Source organism: Loktanella sp. M215 (assembly GCF_021735925.1).
Lineage (GTDB): Bacteria > Pseudomonadota > Alphaproteobacteria > Rhodobacterales > Rhodobacteraceae > Loktanella.
Map to the genome: position 1 here is coordinate 2,052,764 of NZ_WMEA01000001.1, position 17,292 is coordinate 2,070,055.

General features: G+C 65.1%; 17 protein-coding genes. 11 read left to right on the forward strand and 6 right to left on the reverse strand.

Features of this window, described 5'->3' with window-relative positions; genetic code table 11:
- The first annotated feature begins 225 nt into the window (after positions 1-225).
- Positions 226-393, forward strand: a complete 168-nt coding sequence (gene rpmG, locus GLR48_RS10050; protein WP_072857731.1) for a 50S ribosomal protein L33 — start codon at positions 226-228, stop codon at positions 391-393.
- Positions 394-691: 298 nt separating this feature from the next.
- Here rpmG and GLR48_RS25930 read toward each other — a convergent pair whose 3' ends face one another.
- The 3 genes from GLR48_RS25930 to GLR48_RS10065 form a co-directional block, all read right to left on the reverse strand.
- Complete coding sequence (locus GLR48_RS25930; protein ID WP_237061126.1) at positions 692-1,873, reverse strand: GGDEF domain-containing protein; 1,182 nt, start codon at positions 1,871-1,873, stop codon at positions 692-694.
- A gap of 279 nt (positions 1,874-2,152) precedes the next feature.
- The gene (locus GLR48_RS10060; RefSeq protein WP_237061127.1) at positions 2,153-2,923 is read right to left on the reverse strand and encodes a Bax inhibitor-1/YccA family protein; all 771 of its coding nucleotides are present in this window, start codon (positions 2,921-2,923) and stop codon (positions 2,153-2,155) included.
- 135 nt (positions 2,924-3,058) lie between these two features.
- Positions 3,059-4,030, reverse strand: coding sequence for an NADPH:quinone oxidoreductase family protein (locus GLR48_RS10065; protein WP_237061128.1), 972 nt, complete (start codon positions 4,028-4,030; stop codon positions 3,059-3,061).
- Between the two features lie 302 nt (positions 4,031-4,332).
- Between GLR48_RS10065 and GLR48_RS10070 the strand changes: the two genes are divergently transcribed.
- The 4 genes from GLR48_RS10070 to GLR48_RS10085 all read left to right on the forward strand — a co-directional run bounded on the left by GLR48_RS10070 (position 4,333) and on the right by GLR48_RS10085 (position 7,566).
- On the forward strand, positions 4,333-4,704 hold the full coding sequence (locus tag GLR48_RS10070; RefSeq protein ID WP_237061129.1) for a helix-turn-helix domain-containing protein: 372 nt from the start codon (positions 4,333-4,335) through the stop codon (positions 4,702-4,704).
- 104 nt (positions 4,705-4,808) lie between these two features.
- Positions 4,809-5,639, forward strand: coding sequence for an inositol monophosphatase family protein (locus tag GLR48_RS10075; protein WP_237061130.1), 831 nt, complete (start codon positions 4,809-4,811; stop codon positions 5,637-5,639).
- Positions 5,632-6,966, forward strand: coding sequence for an 8-oxoguanine deaminase (locus GLR48_RS10080; RefSeq protein WP_237061131.1), 1,335 nt, complete (start codon positions 5,632-5,634; stop codon positions 6,964-6,966). The genes GLR48_RS10075 and GLR48_RS10080 overlap by 8 nt, the downstream gene beginning before the upstream one ends.
- A gap of 42 nt (positions 6,967-7,008) precedes the next feature.
- The gene (locus tag GLR48_RS10085) at positions 7,009-7,566 is read left to right on the forward strand and encodes a CAP domain-containing protein (protein ID WP_237061132.1); all 558 of its coding nucleotides are present in this window, start codon (positions 7,009-7,011) and stop codon (positions 7,564-7,566) included.
- Here GLR48_RS10085 and guaD read toward each other — a convergent pair.
- The gene (gene guaD / locus GLR48_RS10090; protein WP_237061133.1) at positions 7,563-8,852 is read right to left on the reverse strand and encodes a guanine deaminase; all 1,290 of its coding nucleotides are present in this window, start codon (positions 8,850-8,852) and stop codon (positions 7,563-7,565) included. The two genes, GLR48_RS10085 and guaD, sit on opposite strands and share 4 nt — an antisense overlap.
- 105 nt (positions 8,853-8,957) lie before the next feature.
- Here guaD and mgtE point away from each other — a divergent pair, with 105 nt between their 5' ends.
- The 6 genes from mgtE (at position 8,958) to GLR48_RS10120 (ending at position 15,332) form a co-directional block, all read left to right on the forward strand.
- Positions 8,958-10,352, forward strand: coding sequence for a magnesium transporter (gene mgtE, locus GLR48_RS10095; protein WP_237061134.1), 1,395 nt, complete (start codon positions 8,958-8,960; stop codon positions 10,350-10,352).
- Positions 10,340-10,900: a 5-formyltetrahydrofolate cyclo-ligase gene (locus GLR48_RS10100; RefSeq protein ID WP_237061135.1), complete on the forward strand. Its 561-nt coding sequence runs from the start codon at positions 10,340-10,342 to the stop codon at positions 10,898-10,900. Before mgtE ends, GLR48_RS10100 begins: the two co-directional genes overlap by 13 nt.
- Positions 10,901-10,973: 73 nt before the next feature.
- Positions 10,974-11,792, forward strand: a complete 819-nt coding sequence (locus tag GLR48_RS10105; RefSeq protein WP_237061136.1) for a TIGR00282 family metallophosphoesterase — start codon at positions 10,974-10,976, stop codon at positions 11,790-11,792.
- Positions 11,789-12,715, forward strand: a complete 927-nt coding sequence (locus tag GLR48_RS10110) for a DMT family transporter (protein WP_237061137.1) — start codon at positions 11,789-11,791, stop codon at positions 12,713-12,715. Before GLR48_RS10105 ends, GLR48_RS10110 begins: the two co-directional genes overlap by 4 nt.
- A gap of 10 nt (positions 12,716-12,725) precedes the next feature.
- Complete coding sequence (locus tag GLR48_RS10115; RefSeq protein ID WP_237061138.1) at positions 12,726-14,504, forward strand: SLC13 family permease; 1,779 nt, start codon at positions 12,726-12,728, stop codon at positions 14,502-14,504.
- A 78-nt stretch (positions 14,505-14,582) separates the two neighbouring features.
- A complete protein-coding gene (locus tag GLR48_RS10120; protein ID WP_237061139.1) occupies positions 14,583-15,332 on the forward strand; it encodes a YebC/PmpR family DNA-binding transcriptional regulator in 750 nt (249 codons plus the stop codon).
- Positions 15,333-15,389: 57 nt separating this feature from the next.
- On the opposite strand, the gene choV is transcribed toward GLR48_RS10120, so the two are convergent.
- Complete coding sequence (gene choV / locus GLR48_RS10125; protein WP_237061140.1) at positions 15,390-16,418, reverse strand: choline ABC transporter ATP-binding protein; 1,029 nt, start codon at positions 16,416-16,418, stop codon at positions 15,390-15,392.
- Positions 16,415-17,248 carry a choline ABC transporter permease subunit gene (gene choW, locus GLR48_RS10130; protein ID WP_237061141.1) on the reverse strand — a complete coding sequence of 278 codons (834 nt, stop codon included), beginning with the start codon at positions 17,246-17,248 and terminating at the stop codon, positions 16,415-16,417. The genes choV and choW overlap by 4 nt, the downstream gene beginning before the upstream one ends.
- Between the last annotated feature and the right edge of the window lie 44 nt (positions 17,249-17,292).

Sequence of the window (17,292 nt, forward strand, 5' to 3'; positions counted from 1 at the left end):
GATCGGATATCTGGCCTTCTGTCCGACAGCGCAGGGCAGCCCGCGCTGAGGGGCGGCACGCGGGACTGGCACCGGGCCCAGACCGTCGGCACCCGGTGCGACGTAACCTTTGCAGCGCCGAAGGCGTCCTTTTGTGGTTGACTCGGGGCTGCTTGCGGGTAGAAGGCAAACTTCAAGAGATTTGATGCGCAGCACGCATTCCGCGCCGCGAACAGGAGAACACACATGGCGAAGCCAACCACCATCAAGATCCGCCTGAACTCCAGCGCGGGCACGGGCCACTTCTACGTCACCAAAAAGAACGCCCGCACCATGACCGAAAAGATGGTTATCAAGAAATACGACCCCGTCGTGCGCAAGCACGTGGAGTACAAGGAAGGCAAGATCAAGTAATTGATCCGCCATTGCTGAACACGGAAGGGCCTCGCTGATGCGAGGCCTTTTGCGTTTCGGCCTGAACCTGTCGGCGTGACCGACGCCACCAGCGCGCGACATCTGCGGCGGTCCGGTTCTGTTTGCGGATGCAGCGGCACCCCATCCGGTCCGTTGGCGCGGGGGCGGTGCCAGGGGTGCAGCCCGATGCGTCGAAGCCCGGCACGTGCTTACGATCCCGTCGGCCCTCGGTTTCAGGCGGCAGGTGCAAGTCCTGCCCGCAGTCCCGTCAACGGTCGGACCACGTCACTGTCCGGTGTCAGGCGCGCAACCTGGCCTCATGACGCGGCAGGCAGGTCCGATTCCGGCCAGCGCGTTTCGCATCGTAAAGGGCGGCGTCGGCTTGCGCGATCAGGTCTTCCAGACGCACCGCCGGGGCCATTCCGGTGCCGACGCCAAGACTGGCCGTGACCACGCCGGCGGGCAGGTTCGCGGCATGGCGTATGCCTGTGGCTTCGATCCGCAGGCGCACCCTTTCCGCCAGATCCCATCCCGCGTCGGCATCGGCCCCCGCCGCCAGGATCAGGAATTCCTCGCCACCGAAACGGATGGCGACATGCTGCGTGTCGGCGACGGCCTCTGCCAGGATGCGGGCCACGTGTTGCAGACAGGTATCGCCGCTGGCATGGCCATAGGTGTCGTTGAACAGTTTGAAGTTATCGATATCCAGCAGCAGGACGGCCACCGCGCAGGGCGCCTCTGTCGAAGCGTGCCAGAGGCGCTGCGCCTCGACTTGCAAAAAGCGGCGGTTCTGCAGCTTGGTCAGGGGATCGTGCATCGACTGCTGCTCTGCCGCGTGGCGCATCAATTCTTCACGCAGGCGCTGCAGAAAGGCAAAGCGCGCATCGCTTTGCATCCGCATGTTTGCAACCGTCGTCAGGTAGCCCGCCGCGCCCATCATCGCACAGCCAAGCATGACGATTTCGACCGGCGTGTCGGCCGCCAGCAGAAAGGCCAGATAGATGGTCGCCCCGCCAACGCTGACAAAGCGCGAAAAATCCGAACCCAAGCGCTGCGTGATATTCGAATACACCACGACCATGATAGCAAGGTATTGATAATGATGAGAGATGTCCGTTTTGTTCATCTGGTAGATGATCATGATCTGGGTGATCATGGCGAGCGGGATGGCCGCCACCATCCAGCGCCGATTGCGGGCTGCGCTGGTCCGCTGATAGATCGCGGTCACGGCCACGACCAGCAGCGTCACCAGGACGTGCAGGATGACGGCTGGAACGAGCGTTTGCGGCAGCAGGACCATGTCCATCGCCAGGAAGGCGTTGTAGGTCACGATGGTCGGCCACAAGCTGAGGCGCACCAGTCGCCGTTCGTAATTTGCGGTGCGCGCCTCGAAATCCGCCTCCAGCGCCGGGAGGAAGCGATCCAGATACCGGCGCTTGGCGATGGCATCTTCTATTTCGGCCAAGCTGGACTGGGGCACGGGTCAGGACCGGTCAGCGCGACGCATGCGCGTCGCCTTGCCGTGGGATGGGGTTGCCGTTTGCAAGGGGTGCCTGACCAAAAATATCATCTGCGACAGCCTAACGCGTATTTCATGAGTTTTGGGTGAACTTTTTTCAGCCGGGATCGCAAGGACGTCCAGACCGTGACCCGCTTGCTGCGGCGATCTTTGCTGCACCACGGGTCGGGACCGCAGGTGCCCGCAACGAAAAAGGCCGGTCACAGGGACCGGCCTTTGCACATCTTCAGATCGTCAGGCTCAGTCGCGGTTGCCGAACAGTTGCAGCATGAACATGAACATATTGATGAAGTCGAGGTAGAGGTTCAGCGCCCCCATGATCGCCGACTTTCCCAGCCACTCCGCATCGCCATTCGCGGCGTGTGCGATGTAGTCGGTCTTGATCTTCTGCGTGTCGTAAGCGGTCAGACCAGCAAAGATCAGCACGCCGAGGGCCGAGATCGCCAGCTGCACGATGCCGGAGCCGAGGAAGATGTTCACGATCGAGGCCACGATCAGGCCGATGACGCCCATGATCAGGAAGCTGCCCCAGCCGCTGATGTCCTTCTTGGTCGTGTAGCCATACAGCGACAGACCGGCAAAGCCGACGGCGGTGAACAGGAACACCTGAATGATCGAGAAGCCCGTATAGACCGCAAAGATCCACGACAGCGACAGACCCATCAGCGCCGCGAAGGCGTAGAAGAACGTCTGCGCACCGGCGACCGACAGCTTGTTGATCATCGCACCCATGGCGAAGACCATGGCGAGCGGCGCGAACATCACGAGCCATTTCAGCGGACTGGTGTACAGCATCACGCCGAAATCGGTCAGATAGGTGTTTGCACCGATCCGTGCCTCCGTCGGCACGTCAGACAGGGCCAAGCCCGAAATCGCCCAGGCGGCAGCCGCAGTAATCAGCATGCCCACGGACATGATGCCGTAGACCTTGTTCATGTGGGCGCGCAGCCCTTCGTCGATTGCCGCGCCACGGACGGTGCCCGTGGTCCGGATCGTTTGATATTCAGCCATCGAGACCTCCGTTAGAAAAAACACGCGCCAGTCGTCCGACGCTTACGCCCAATATCGGGACACATGTCCTTCATATCAAGAGGCGGGATGCGGATACGGATCGCCTGACGCAACCGTGTGCGTGACCGATCTGCCTCACGGTGTGATGACCACCTTTCCGGTCGAGGCGCGGCTGGCGATCAGGTCCAGCCCCTCCTGCGCGCGGTCCAGCGGTAAGACATCGCTGATATGGGGCTTCAGGCGACCTTCGACATACCATTGCATCAGTTCGGCCAGGCTGTCGGTCAGCGCCGCGGGGTGAAATTTCAGATAGCCGCCCCAGTAAAATCCGATCACGGCAATGTTCTTGACCAGCAGGATATTGGCCGGAATCTGCGGGATGTCACCGCTGGCAAAGCCGATCACGATCACGCGGGCTTCGGGTTTGCACACGGACAGCGTCGCCATCAGGGCATCGCCGCCCACCGGATCATAGACGACATCGACGCCGCCGATGGTCTTGCAGAGTGTCTTCAACTGCGTTTTCAGATCCCCGTCCGTGGAATCGATCAGATGATCCGCGCCCGCCGCTTTTGCCACCTGCAGCTTGTCCGCGCCCCGTGCCACCGCAATGACCGTGGCGCCCAGCGCCTTGCCGATCTCGACCGCGGTCAGTCCGACGCCGCCGGCCGCACCCAGTACCAGCAGTGTCTCTCCGGCCTGCAGACCCGCCCGCCGTGTCAATGCAAGGTGCGAGGTGCCGTAGGCGACCTGAAAGCCCGCGGCGACGGTGTCAGGCATCTCTGCCGGGACGGGCCGGCACAGGGCGGCAGGAAAGACGCCGGCCTCTGCCATGCCGCCCTGACCGCCGAACACGCAGACGCGGGTGCCCACGGCGGGCGCCGTGACACCGTCGCCCAGCGCCGTCACCGTGCCGCTGACCTCCATCCCCAAGGTAAAGGGCAGGGGCGGCGTGTCCTGATATTTGCCTTTCGCCATCAGCATGTCGGCAAAATTGATACCGCAGGCCCCGATCTGCAAGGCGACTTCTCCTGGTCCGGGCGAAGGTGCGGGGCAGGTCACGATCTGCGGAGGGGCGGTGAAGGATTGAACCTGGAACGCGCGCATGAGGTGTGCAGCCTTTCACAATGGATGTCTCACCCCATGCGGCCGATCCGGCGGCCCGATGTCAAGCCGTTCCGGTAAGGGACTGACGGGGCGTCAAATTTGACCTTTTGGCTAAGTGGCTGGCCCGGGTGCTATCTTTTAGTTTAGCCGCAGGGGGTGCAACCGTTGCGTGTTTCCGTTGGGTTGGCATATCTCGTGCTACCAGATATTGAGCGGGACGTTCGAAACATTCGACGCGTTACAAAGCTGAACATCCGGTCGACGACTGTGGCGACCCGCGTTTTTTTACAAGGAAAATATAAATGAAGCACGAAGTTGACGTACACGTGGGCAAGCGGATTCGCCAGCGGCGCTGGATGAACGGCACGACGCAGCAGCAACTGGCCGAGGCAGTGGGCATCAAGTTCCAGCAGATCCAGAAATATGAAACCGGCATGAACCGTGTCAGCGCCTCGCGGCTGTGGGATATCGCCAATGTGCTGGGCGTTCCTGTCGCGTTCTTCTTCGAAGGGCTGGAAAGCGATGTCGTCACGGCCCCGAAGGCCGGCGATCTGCCCGGCGACATTCTGGCCGACAAAGAGGCGCTCGACCTGTTGCGGTCCTACTACGCGATCCCTGAAAACCAGCGCCGCCGCCTGTTCGATCTGGCCCGGGTACTAAGCGAAGCGGCCTGACGCGACCGGCGTTACCGCGCGGGGACGCTGCAACGTCCCGCGGTTCGTCATTTGCATCCGGTAGCGGATTCGTTACCTTTCAGTCTGAAACGGCAGGATCTGCCATGACCGAACTTACCGGGGACGCTGACGTGGATCACAACCTGAAGGCGGACCTGATCCGCGTGGCGCATCTTGTAGCGGATGCGGCACGGCCGGAAACCCTGCGCCTGTTTCGCAGCGCAGGGCTGCTGGCGGATGACAAGGGGCAGGGTCATTTCGACCCTGTCACCGCCGCCGACCGCGCGGCAGAGGCGGCGATGCGCGCGGTGATCGCGCGCGAGCGGCCCGACGACGGCATCCTGGGCGAAGAGATGGGCGTCACCGCCGGCACCAGCGGCCTGACATGGGTGCTGGATCCCATCGACGGCACCCGCGGATTCCTGTGTGGCACGCCGACCTGGGGCGTGCTGGTCTCGGTTGCCGATGCGACGGGGCCACTCTTCGGCCTGATCGACCAGCCCTTCATCGGGGAACGCTTCATCGGCGGCTTTGGCCAGTCAGAGGTGCGCGGTCCCCACGGCACCCATCCTCTGGCGACCCGCCCCAGCCGTCCGCTGGATCAGGCCATCGTGCTGACCACTTTTCCAGAGGTCGGCACCGCGATCGAAGGCCGGGCGTTTCACGCCGTGGCGTCGCAGATGAAACTGACGCGTTACGGCATGGATTGCTATGGCTACGCGCTACTGGCCACCGGTCAGGTCGATCTGGTGATCGAGGCGGGCCTGCAACCCTACGATGTCCACGCACCGATCTGCGTCGTGCAGGCTGCGGGGGGGATCGTGTCGAACTGGCAGGGCGGGGCCGCGCACCACGGCGGGCGCGTGATCGCCGCCGCGAACCGCGACATCCACGCCGTCGCGCTGTCGATCCTGCAAGAGGTCATTGATGGCTGAAACGCTGCTGCGCGGGGCAAGCGTCGTCGTCACCATGGACGACGCCGGGTCAGAGGTCGCGCAGGCCGACGTCCTGATCCGCGACGGCGTGATCGCGGGCGTGGGGCAGGGGCTGACCACGACCGGTACGGTCCATGACGTCGCGGGCTGCGTCGTCACCCCCGGCCTGATCAACACCCACCATCACCTTTTCCAGTCCCTGACACGCGCGGTCCCGGGCGCACAGGACGCGCTGCTGTTCGGCTGGCTGCGCACCCTCTATCCGATCTGGGCCCGGTTTGGACCGGAAGAGGTCTTCACCTCGGCCCAGACCGGCCTTGTCGAACTGGCGCTGTCGGGTTGCACGCTGACATCGGACCACCTGTATCTATACCCAAACGGCTCGCGTCTGGACGACACCATCGCCGCCGCGGCAGAGGTCGGCCTGCGCTTTCACCCCACGCGCGGGTCGATGAGCATCGGCGAAAGCAGCGGCGGGCTGCCCCCCGACAGTCTGGTCGAGGCGGAGGCCGCGATCCTGAACGACAGCATCCGCGTGATCGACGCCTTTCACGACCCGCGCCCCGGTGCGATGGTGCGCGTCGGGCTCGCCCCCTGTTCGCCCTTCTCGGTCAGCAGAGAGTTGATGCGCGACACCGCTCTGCTGGCCCGCGACAAGGGCGTCATGCTGCACACCCATCTGGCCGAGAACGACGAGGATGTGGCCTATTCGCTGGCCCGGTTCGGCTGTCGCCCGGGGCAATACGCCGAAGGTCTGGGCTGGACCGGTCCCGACGTCTGGCACGCCCATTGCGTGAAACTCGACACGCAAGAGATCGACCTTTTCGCACGGACCGGCACCGGGATTGCTCACTGCCCCTGCTCGAACTGCCGCCTCGGGTCGGGCATCGCACCGGTCCGGCCCATGCTGGACGCGGGCGTGCATGTCGGCCTTGGCGTCGATGGATCGGCCAGCAACGACAGCGGCAACCTGATCGCCGAGGCGCGTCAGGCCATGCTGCTCAGCCGCGTGGCGCGGGGCGCCGACAGCATGAGCGCGCGTGCCGCCCTGCGGCTGGCCACGCGCGGCGGCGCCGCGGTGCTGGGGCGCGACGATCTGGGACAGATCGCGGTGGGAAAACGCGCCGATCTGGCCGTCTGGGATGTCTCTGGCATCGAAAGTGCTGGCAGTTGGGACGCCGCGGCGCTGGTCCTTGCGGGACCGACCCGCGTGCGCGATCTTTTCGTCGAAGGACGGCAAATCGTGGCGCAGGGGCGCATGGCGACGTTGGACACGCAGGCCCTGATGGCCCGGCAGCGACGGCTGGCCAGGGCACTCGCCGGTTGACAGAAGGCCGCGACTGCGGCGTTTATGGAAAGCGAACCCAGCATGTCAGGTATCACCATGTCATTTCGCGCCCTCGCTTTCACAGCCCTTGCGGCCAACCTCATGACGGCCTGCGTCCCGGTGCCGATCCCGCTGATCGTGCCCGTCACCGCCTCCGGTCAGCCGCTGAACGGTCAACCGGTGGAACGTCTGGGCCAGACCCAGCCGCAGTCCGCGACCGTGGATGCGGCGCTGAACAAGGCGCGCACGGCGGCGGGCAGCGGCCCGCTGGTGTCCAACAGCGGTCTGGACCGGGTCGCGGCACAATACGCGGCAGAGCTGGCACAGGGCGACAAGCTGATGATGGGGACGGCGACGGGTCCGAAGGCCAGCGCACGGATCAAGGCGGCAGGCGTCTCGACCTGCCCGGCGGGCGAGGTGATTTCCCAAGGCTACCCCACAGCCTCTGCGGCGCTCTCAGCCTGGCTGTCGGATCCCATGCAAAGCAAAAGCCTGATGAACCCGGCTTACGCGAACTATGGTTTTGGCCATGCCGCCGACCGCGCGGGGCGGGGGGCCGACGTCTGGGTCATCGTGCTGCTGCGGGCCTGCGCCGCCTAGCGCACAACCCTGCGGCCCGCGACCCAGGTGTCGCGGATCGCCCGGTCGTCACCCATCATGATCGTCGGAAACACCGCGTCCCAGATATCCGCCGCACGCGCCACACGCTGCGCGATGGCCGGGGTCGAGGCGAGGTCGAGCACCGTGATATCCGCCGCCGCACCCGCGCCCAGATGGCCGATCCGGCCCCCCATGTGCAGCGCGCGCGCCGACCCTTCGGTTGCCAGCCACAACAGCTGCGCCGGATGCAGGGCGGTGCCCCGCAGCTGGCCGATCTCGTAGGCCGCAGCCATCGTCCGCAGCATCGAGAAGTTCGACCCGCCCCCCGTATCCGTCGCCAGCCCGATCCGCAGGCCCCGCGCGGCCAGCCCCGCCATGTCGAACAGCCCCGACCCGATGAAGGTATTCGACGTCGGGCAATGCACGACGGCGGCCCCCACCTCGGCCAGCCGGTCGATCTCGCGCGGGGCAAGATGGATCGCGTGCCCATAAAGGCCCCGCGCGCCCAGCAGACCGTACGCCTCGTAGGTGTCGAGGTAGTCGCGCGCCTGCGGAAACAGACCCCGGACCCAGTCGATTTCAGGCAACTGCTCTGACAGATGCGTCTGCATCAGCGCGTCCGGCCGCTCGGCCCAGAGCGCGCCCAAGGCCGTCAACTGTTCCGGTGTCGAGGTCGGAGAGAACCGCGGCGTGATGGCATATGTCGCGCGGCTCTGACCGTGCCAGCGGTCCAGCAGCGCCTTGCTGTCGTCATAGGCGGATTGCGCCGTATCCCGCAGCCCGTCGGGGGCGTTGCGGTCCATGCAGGTCTTGCCGCCCACGACGGCCATGCCACGTGCAGCCGCGCCTTCGAACCAGGCATCGACGCTGCCGGGGTGGATCGTGCAAAAGCTACACAGTGTCGTGGTGCCATGCGCCAGCGCCAGATCCAGGGTTGTATCCGCGACCTGCCGGGCATAGCCCGCATCCGCCAGCCGCATCTCTTGCGGGAATGTGTAGGTGTTCAGCCAGTCGATCAGCTGCTTGCCCCATGACGCGACGATGGGCGTCTGCGGATAGTGCATATGCGCATCGACAAAGCCTGCGGTGATCAGCCCGTCGCCATAGTCCAACACGGCAGCATCCGGGTGGTCCGCCCGCAACGCGGCACCGCCAGCGACCGCGACAATCACACCGTCGGCCACCAGCACGCCGCCCGCGCTGTCATGCCGGACGGCGCCCTGCCAGTCGTCCATGGGATTGCCGTCAAAGGCCAGCGTCTGGCCAAGAAGAAGATGTTTTTTCATGCGCGCACCTTATGGTTCACCGCAGCGGTCTACAATCGGATGCGACGCGGTTGTGGACTGCACCGGACCGTCTATGTTGCCGATCAGATCACAAGAGGGACCGCCATGACCGACGACCAGACGATCCCCGACGCCGTCGAAGCAGACGATGACGAAGAAGCCTTCGGCATTACCGACCGCGTTGTCAGTGACGTGCTGCAGGCGATCGACGACCGCAATGTCAAAGAGATCGCGGCCCTGCTGGAACCGCTGCACCCCGCCGACATCGCCCACCTGATCGAGCTGATCGACAGCCGCCAGCGGCGCGAGTTGCTGACCCTGTGGAAAGGCGGCCTCGACGGCGAGATCCTGTCCGAACTCGACGAAAAGCTGCGGGAAGAGATCATCGCCTCTCTCGCGCCGTCGGAACTGGCTGACGCCGTGCGCGATCTGGACAGCGACGACGTGGTGGACCTTGTCGAATACCTTGACGAGGAACAGCAAGAGGCGGTGCTGGATGCCCTCGACCCCGGCGACCGGGTCGTGGTGGAACAATCGCTGTCCTACCCCGAGGAATCGGCGGGCCGCCACATGCAGGTGGAACTGGTGCGCGCGCCAGAGCACTGGACCGTGGGCGATACCATCGACTTCCTGCGCTCTGACGTGGTGCTGCCGGACCAGTTCTATCACATCATCCTCGTCGATCCCCGGCTGAAGGCCGTGGGCTACGTGACGCTGGGTCGTGTCCTCAGCCACCCGCGCGGCACCCGGCTGCGCGACATCATGGAAGACACCTTCCGCACCTTCCACGTCGAACAGGATGTGGAGGAGGTGGCGCAGGCCATCAACCACTACCACATGATCACCGCCCCCGTGGTGGATGACGACGACCGGATCGTCGGCGTCATCACCATTGATGACGCCATGGCGTTCCTTGAAGAAGAAGCCGAGGAAGACCTTCTGCGCCTCGCCGGTGTGGGCGAGGGCAGCCTGTCCGACCGCGTGATCGAGACGACAAAGCAGCGCCTGCCGTGGCTCGCGGTCAACCTCTTCACCGCGATCATGGCCTCCATGGTGATCTCTCTCTTCGAGGGCACGATCTCCTCCCTGGTCGCCCTCGCCGTGCTGATGCCCATCGTGGCCTCGATGGGCGGCAACGCCGGCACCCAAAGCCTGACCGTCGCTGTGCGCGCGCTGGCCACCCGCGACCTGACCGGGTCCAACGTCTGGCGCGTCATCCGCCGAGAGGTGCTGGTCGGCCTGATCAACGGGATGCTCTTCGCCGTCGTCATGGGGATCGTCGGCGTCGCCTGGTTCGGCTCTCCGATGCTGGGGATCGTGATCGCCTGCGCGATGGTCATCAACATGGTCGTGGCCGGTCTGGCGGGCACCGGTGTGCCCATCGTGCTGGAACGGATGGGCGTCGATCCGGCGCTGGCCTCCGGCGCCTTCGTGACCACGGTCACGGACATCGTGGGGTTTTTTGCCTTCCTCGGACTCGCGGCGCTATGGCTGCTCTGACCGCGGAAAAGGCCGCCGCCCGCAAGGCGGCGCTGGCCCGGCGCGCGGTGGCCCATGCCGCGGGCGGCGCGCAGGCCGGATACCTCAGCGAGGTCCTTGCCGGATACCGCGGCGTGCCCCTCGCCGGATATCTGCCGATGCGGACAGAGATCGACCCGCTGCCCGCCATGGCAGAGGCGGCGGCTTACGGCCCCGTCGGCGTGCCCCTGATCGTCGCCGCGGGTCAGCCGCTGGTCTTTCGCACATGGCAGCCGGGCGGGGCCACCATGGCGGGGACCTTCGGCACGTCGCTGCCCGTGGCGGGGGTCGAGATGGTGCCGCAGATCCTGATCGTGCCGTTGGTGGCCTTCGATGCACGGGGCGGACGGCTCGGCTACGGCGGCGGCTTCTACGACCGCACGCTGGACGGCCTGCGCAAGGCGGGCCCCGTGTTGGCCATCGGCTATGCCTTCGCCGCGCAACAGGCAGAGGTCCTGCCGCTGGAGCCGACAGACCAGCCGCTCGACATGATCGTCACCGAAACCGGCATCCTTGAGGACTGGCGCTAGGCGATGATCCGCGAAACATCGGAAACCGAAAAATCTTGTAGAAGATTTTCCGGCCAGCCCCTAACAGGGTGCCATGAAAATACTCTTTTTGGGCGACGTCATGGGACGCGCCGGCCGTAGCGCCATCACCGATCATCTGGCCCGTCTGCGGACCGACTGGAAACTCGATTTCGTCGTCGTGAACGGTGAGAATGCCACCAACGGGTCCGGGCTGTCGCCGGATCATGCCAAGGGCATCCTCGACGCCGGGGCCGATGTCGTGACCCTGGGCGATCACGCCTTCGACCAGAAGGACATGCTGAGCTTCATCGAGAAAGAGCCACGCATCATCCGGCCCCTCAACTTCTCCAAATCCGCGCCCGGTGCCGGCGCACGCGTCTTCACCGACGCCCGGGGCCGCAAGGTGCTGGTGGCGCAGGCGCTGGGGCAGGTCTTCATGAAACGGCCCTTCGATGACCCGTTCTCGGCGCTGGATGCCGTGCTGAAGCAATATCCAATGGGCGGGCAGGTGCAGGCGTCCCTCGTGGATATCCATTGCGAGGCGACGTCCGAGAAGATGGCCGTCGGTCATTTTTGCGACGGCCGCGCGAGCATTGTCGTCGGCACCCATACCCATGTACCGACCGCCGACGCCATGGTCCTGCCCGGCGGCACCGCGTTCCAGTCCGACGCTGGCATGTGCGGCGATTATCACTCCGTCATTGGCATGGAAAAGACCGAACCCCTGCGCCGCTTCATCACCGGCATGCCAAAGGCCCGCTTCACCCCCGCCGAGGGCGAGGCGACGTTGTCCGGCCTTTACGTCGAAACCGACGACCGGACAGGACGCGCCACGACCTGCCTCATGGTGCGTCAGGGCGGACGTCTGGCACAATCGGGACCTACTGCGTGAACGAACGAACCCGGCTGAGCCTGTTGCTGATTGCCCTTGGCGCAGGCTGGGGCCTGACGCAGCCGCTGACCAAGATTTCCGTCTCGGGTGATTATCAGCCGCTGGGGCTGGTCTTCTGGCAGCTGGTGATCGGGGCGGTCGTGTTGGGCGTGCTTCTGTGGCGCAGACCGGGACGCATCCCGGTCACGCGCCGCACGCTGGCTGTCTGGATCTTCATCGCAGCCATGGGCACGGTTCTGCCGAACTCTGCCAGTTTTCGTGCCGCCGCCGATTTGCCGTCTGGCATCATGTCCATCGCCATTGCGTCGGTCCCGATGTTTGCCTTTCCGATCGCGCTCATGCTGGGCAACGACAGGTTTTCGATGGCACGGCTGGCCGGTCTGGTGTTGGGACTGTCGGGCGTCGCCCTGATCGCGCTGCCAGAGGCTGCGATGCCGGACCGGGCGATGGTCGCGATCCTGCCGCTCGCGCTGGTCGCGCCCTTCTGCTACGCCATCGAGGCGAACGGCGTCGCGCGCTGGGGGACGGCTGGCCTTGACCCGTTGCAGGTCCTCTTCGGCGCCAGTCTGGCCGGGGTGCTGATCGCCGGGCCGCTGGCACTGGCCACCGGCCAGTTCTTCGTCCCGCGCCCGCCCTTCGTGGTACAGGACGCCACTCTCCTGGCCGCCTCGCTGATCCATGCAGTCGTCTACACGACCTATGTCTGGCTGGTGGGCCGCGCCGGCGCCACCTTCGCGGGTCAGGTGGCGTATCTGGTCACCGGCTTCGGCGTGCTCTGGGCCATGTTGCTGCTGGGAGAGCGTTACTCCCTCTGGGTCTGGGCCGCCCTTGCCCTGATGGCGACCGGCCTGACCCTCGTTCAACCCCGCCACCCCGTTGCGCCGGCCCCCGCAAAGGGCAACAATGACATGGCGACACACTGAAAGCCCTGCGATGATAAATCTCGCCATCCTCACACAGCATCAGGCCATCGTCACGCTGGTCGTGTTGGCCGTCATGTTCGCGCTCTTCATGCGCGAATCCTACCCGACCGAGGTCGTGGCGATGCTCGGCGCGGCCTTCCTGCTGTTCACCGGCATCCTGCCCTATGACGCGGCGGTCAAGGTGCTGTCGAACGCCGCGCCTTGGACCATCGCGATGATGTTCATCATCATGGGGGCGCTGGTGCGGACCGGCGCGCTCGACTACGTCACACAGCTTGCCGAACGCGCCGCCAAGCGAAATCCGCGGCAGGCGATCGGCGGCGTCATGGGCTTCGTGGTCTCCGCCTCGGCCTTCGTGAACAACACGCCCGTCGTGGTGGTGATGCTGCCCGTCTTCGTCCAGATGGCCCGCACGCTGAAGATGTCGGCCTCCAAGCTGTTGATTCCGCTGTCCTACGGATCCATCGTCGGTGGCACGCTGACATTGATCGGCACCTCGACGAACCTTGTCGTCGACGGTGTGGCGCGGCAGTCGGGGCTGGAACCCTTCGGCATCTTCGAGGTGACGCCGATCGGTCTGGTGATCGCGGTCTGGACGATGGGGTACCTGATCCTCTTCGGCAACCGCCTGCTGCCGGACCGGACCAGCATGGCCACGATGCTGTCCGACCGGTCAAAGATGCGCTTTTTCACCGAGGCGGTGATCCCCACCGACAGCAACCTGCTGGGCCGCGAGGTTCTGAGCGTGCAACTGTTCAAGCGCGAAGGCGTGCGCCTTATCGACGTGATCCGGGGCGATGCGTCCCTGCGCCGCGATCTGGAAAACGTGACACTCGAGATCGGCGACCGCGTCGTGCTGCGCACCGCGATGACCGAATTGCTGTCGCTGCAGGCGACTAAAGAGTTGCGCCGCGTCGATCAGGTCTCAGCTGTGGAAACCTCGACCGTCGAGGTCCTGATTTCCCCCGAATGCCGCATGGTGGGCCGCAGCCTTGGCGCGATGCGCCTGCGCCGCCGCTACGGCGTCTACACGCTGGCGGTCCACCGCCGCGACCGCAACATCGGCCGCCAGCTGGACGATCTGGTGGTCAAGGTGGGCGACACCCTTCTGCTGGAAGGCGCGCCAGAGGATATCGCCCGCCTCGCAGCCGACATGAACCTTGCCGACGTCTCCAAACCCTCTGCCCGCGCCTACCGCCGCAGCCACGCGCCCATCGCGATTTGCGTCATGCTGGCGGTCGTCGTGCTGGCGGCCTTCGACGTGGCCCCGATCCTGCAACTGTCGTTCCTTGGCGCGGTCGTCGTCCTGCTGACCGGCTGCATCGACGCGGACGAGGCCTTCCAGTCCATCGACGGCCACCTGCTGGCCCTGATCTTCGCCATGCTGGCCGTCGGTGCCGCGCTGGAAGAATCGGGTGCCGTCGAGATCATCGCGGGCTCTCTCGCGCCCTACATGACCGTGCTGCCGCCTTACGTCGTGGTCTTCGCCGTCTATGCCCTGTCCATGGTGCTGACGGAACTGGTGTCCAACAACGCCGTCGCCGTCGTGATGACGCCCATCGCCATCGGCTTGGCCACGGCGCTCTCCGTCGACCCGCGCCCGCTGGTCATCGCGGTGATGATGGCGGCCTCGGCCAGCTTCTCCACCCCGATCGGTTACCAGACCAACACGCTGGTCTACGGGCCCGGCGGGTATAAATTCGCGGACTTCCTGCGGATCGGCGTGCCGCTCAATCTGTCGCTCGCCGTGATCTGTTCGCTCGTCATTCCACTCATCTACCCCCTCTAACCCGCAGGCTTGCGGGGCAGGGGTTGCCTGCGCTATAGCAGCGCGCAATCACCGACAGATCAAGAAGGGGCACGCGCCATGGCCGGGCATTCCAAATGGGCGAACATCCAGCACCGCAAGGGGCGTCAGGACAAGCTGCGCGCCAAGCTGTTTTCCAAGATGAGCAAGGAAATCACCGTCGCCGCCAAGATGGGCGATCCCGATGTGGACAAGAACCCGCGCCTGCGCCTTGCCGTAAAGGAAGCCAAGCAGAACTCTGTCCCCAAGGAAGTGATCGAGCGCGCCATCAACAAGGCGGTCGGCGGCGACGCGGAAAGCTATGACGAGATCCGCTACGAAGGCTACGGCCCCAACGGCGTGGCGGTCATCGTCGAGGCGATGACTGACAACCGCAACCGCACCGCGTCCAACGTCCGCTCGACCTTCACCAAGAACGGCGGCAATCTGGGCGAGACGGGCAGCGTCGGCTTCATGTTCGACCGCAAGGGCCAGATCGTCTATCCGGCCTCCGTCGGTGACGAGGATACGGTGATGATGGCCGCACTCGAGGCGGGCGCCGAGGACGTGCAGTCCGACGGCGACAACCACGTCGTCTACTGCGCCCCCACCGATCTGAACGAAGTTTCGACCGCCTTGGAAGAGGCCCTGGGCGAAGCGGAAAGCACCAAGCTGATCTGGCTGCCCAACATGCAGACCGAGATGGACCTCGAGGGTCTGACCAAGCTGATGAAGCTGGTCGAGACGCTGGAGGACGACGACGACGTGCAGAACGTGACGACGAACGTCGAAGCCTCCGACGAGGTCATGGCCGCCTACGCCGCGAGCTGAAGCTCGCTTCTTGCCGAAACCCCGGAGCTTCCGGAGTTTCGGCATAAACCGGTTGCCTCAGCCGACGGTGGGCTTGTGGCTACCGCCCAACCGCGCCAGCAGCGACGCTTGTGTGATCTGTCCGATCGCCGTGTCACCCTCCATCACCAACAGCGACTCGCCCGGCGCGATCCGGTCGATGATGGCCTGCACCGGCGTTTCCGCATCGACGCGGCCGTCCGATCCCGCGCCTGCAATCATCACGTCACGCGCCGTCAGCACCCCCAGCGGGTTCATGTGGGCTACGAACTCCGCCACGTAGTCATTGGCCGGATTGGTGAAAATGTCGCGCGGCGTGCCGACCTGCACGATGCGCCCGCCTTCCATGATCGCGATGCGGTTGCCGATCTTGAACGCCTCATCCAGATCGTGACTGACAAAGACGATGGTCCGGCCACGTTCCTTTTGCAGGTCCAGCAGTTCGTCCTGCAACCGCGTGCGGATCAACGGATCGAGGGCGCTGAAGGGTTCGTCCATCAGCAGGATCGGCGCATCGGTGGTAAAGGCCCGCGCCAGCCCCACGCGCTGCTGCATCCCGCCCGACAATTCTCCGACCAGCGCATCGGCCCGATCGGCCAGACCAACCAGTTTCAGCTCTTCGTCCACCCTTGCGCGGCGCTGCGTGGCCGATTGCCCGCCCAGTTCCAGACCCAGCCCCACGTTGTCGCGCACGCTGCGCCAGGGCAGCAAGCCAAACTGTTGAAACACCATGGCGACGTCGTGCAGCCGCAGCTTGCGCAGCGTCTTACTGTCGGCCTGCGTCACGGACCGCATGCCGTCGCGCGTCCTGACCCGCACCTCGCCACGCGCGACGGGGTTCAGCCCGTTGACCGCCCGCAGCAGGGTCGATTTGCCGGACCCGGACAGGCCCATCAGCACGAGGATCTCGCCTTCCTCGACGGTCAGCGAACAGTCATGAACACCCAGCACCTGACCGCAAGCCTTGCGGATCTCGGGCCGCGTCATCCCCTTGTCCATCAGGGGCAGGGCGCTCTCCGGTGTATCCCCGAACACGATCGAGACGTTGTCGAACTCCACCGCACTCATTTCCGGCGCACCCGCAGCGTGCGGTCCAGCATGATCGCCACGATGACGATGATGAACCCGCTCTCGAACCCAAGCGCCGTGTTGACCGTGTTCAGCGCCCGCACCACCGGCACGCCCAACCCGTCTGCCCCGACCAGACCCGCGATGACCACCATCGACAGCGACAGCATGATCGCCTGGTTGAGGCCCGCCATGATCTGCGGCAGGGCCGACGGCAGTTCCACTTTCCAAAGCAGCTGGCGCTTCGTCGCGCCAAAGGCCTGTGCCGCCTCGACCAGTGCCGTCGGTGTGGACGAGATCCCGAGGTAGGTCAGCCGGATCGGCGCCGGCAGCACGAAGATTACGGTGGCGACCAGCCCCGGCACGATGCCGATCCCGAACAGCACGATGGTCGGGATCAGATAGACGAAGGTCGGCAGCGTCTGCATCAGGTCCAGCACCGGCACGATGGATTGATAGAAACGTGGGTTATGCGCCCCGGCGATGCCGACAGGCACGCCGATCCCCATACAGGCCGCACAGGCCAGGACCACCAGCGTCAGGGTCTGCATCGTCTCTTCCCAGTAGCCCTGGTTGATGACGAACAGGAACCCGAAGAAGATCAGCGCCGCCGATTGCCAGCGCCGCTGCAACAGCCACCCCAGCGCCGTCAGGACAAGTACAGCTGCCAGCGGCGGGGGCAGCAAGAGCGCATCGACGATGAACTCGAAGGTGTTCTCGATGAATTGCGCCAGACTGTCGATGACGCCACCGAAATGCGCGTTGATCCAGTCGAAGATGGCCCGCGCCCACAGGCCCACGGGTATTTTCGTGTTCGTCAGCCAGTCCATGGGCGCGCCTTTCGTACGTCGTGACGCGGGCCGGACGGCCCGCG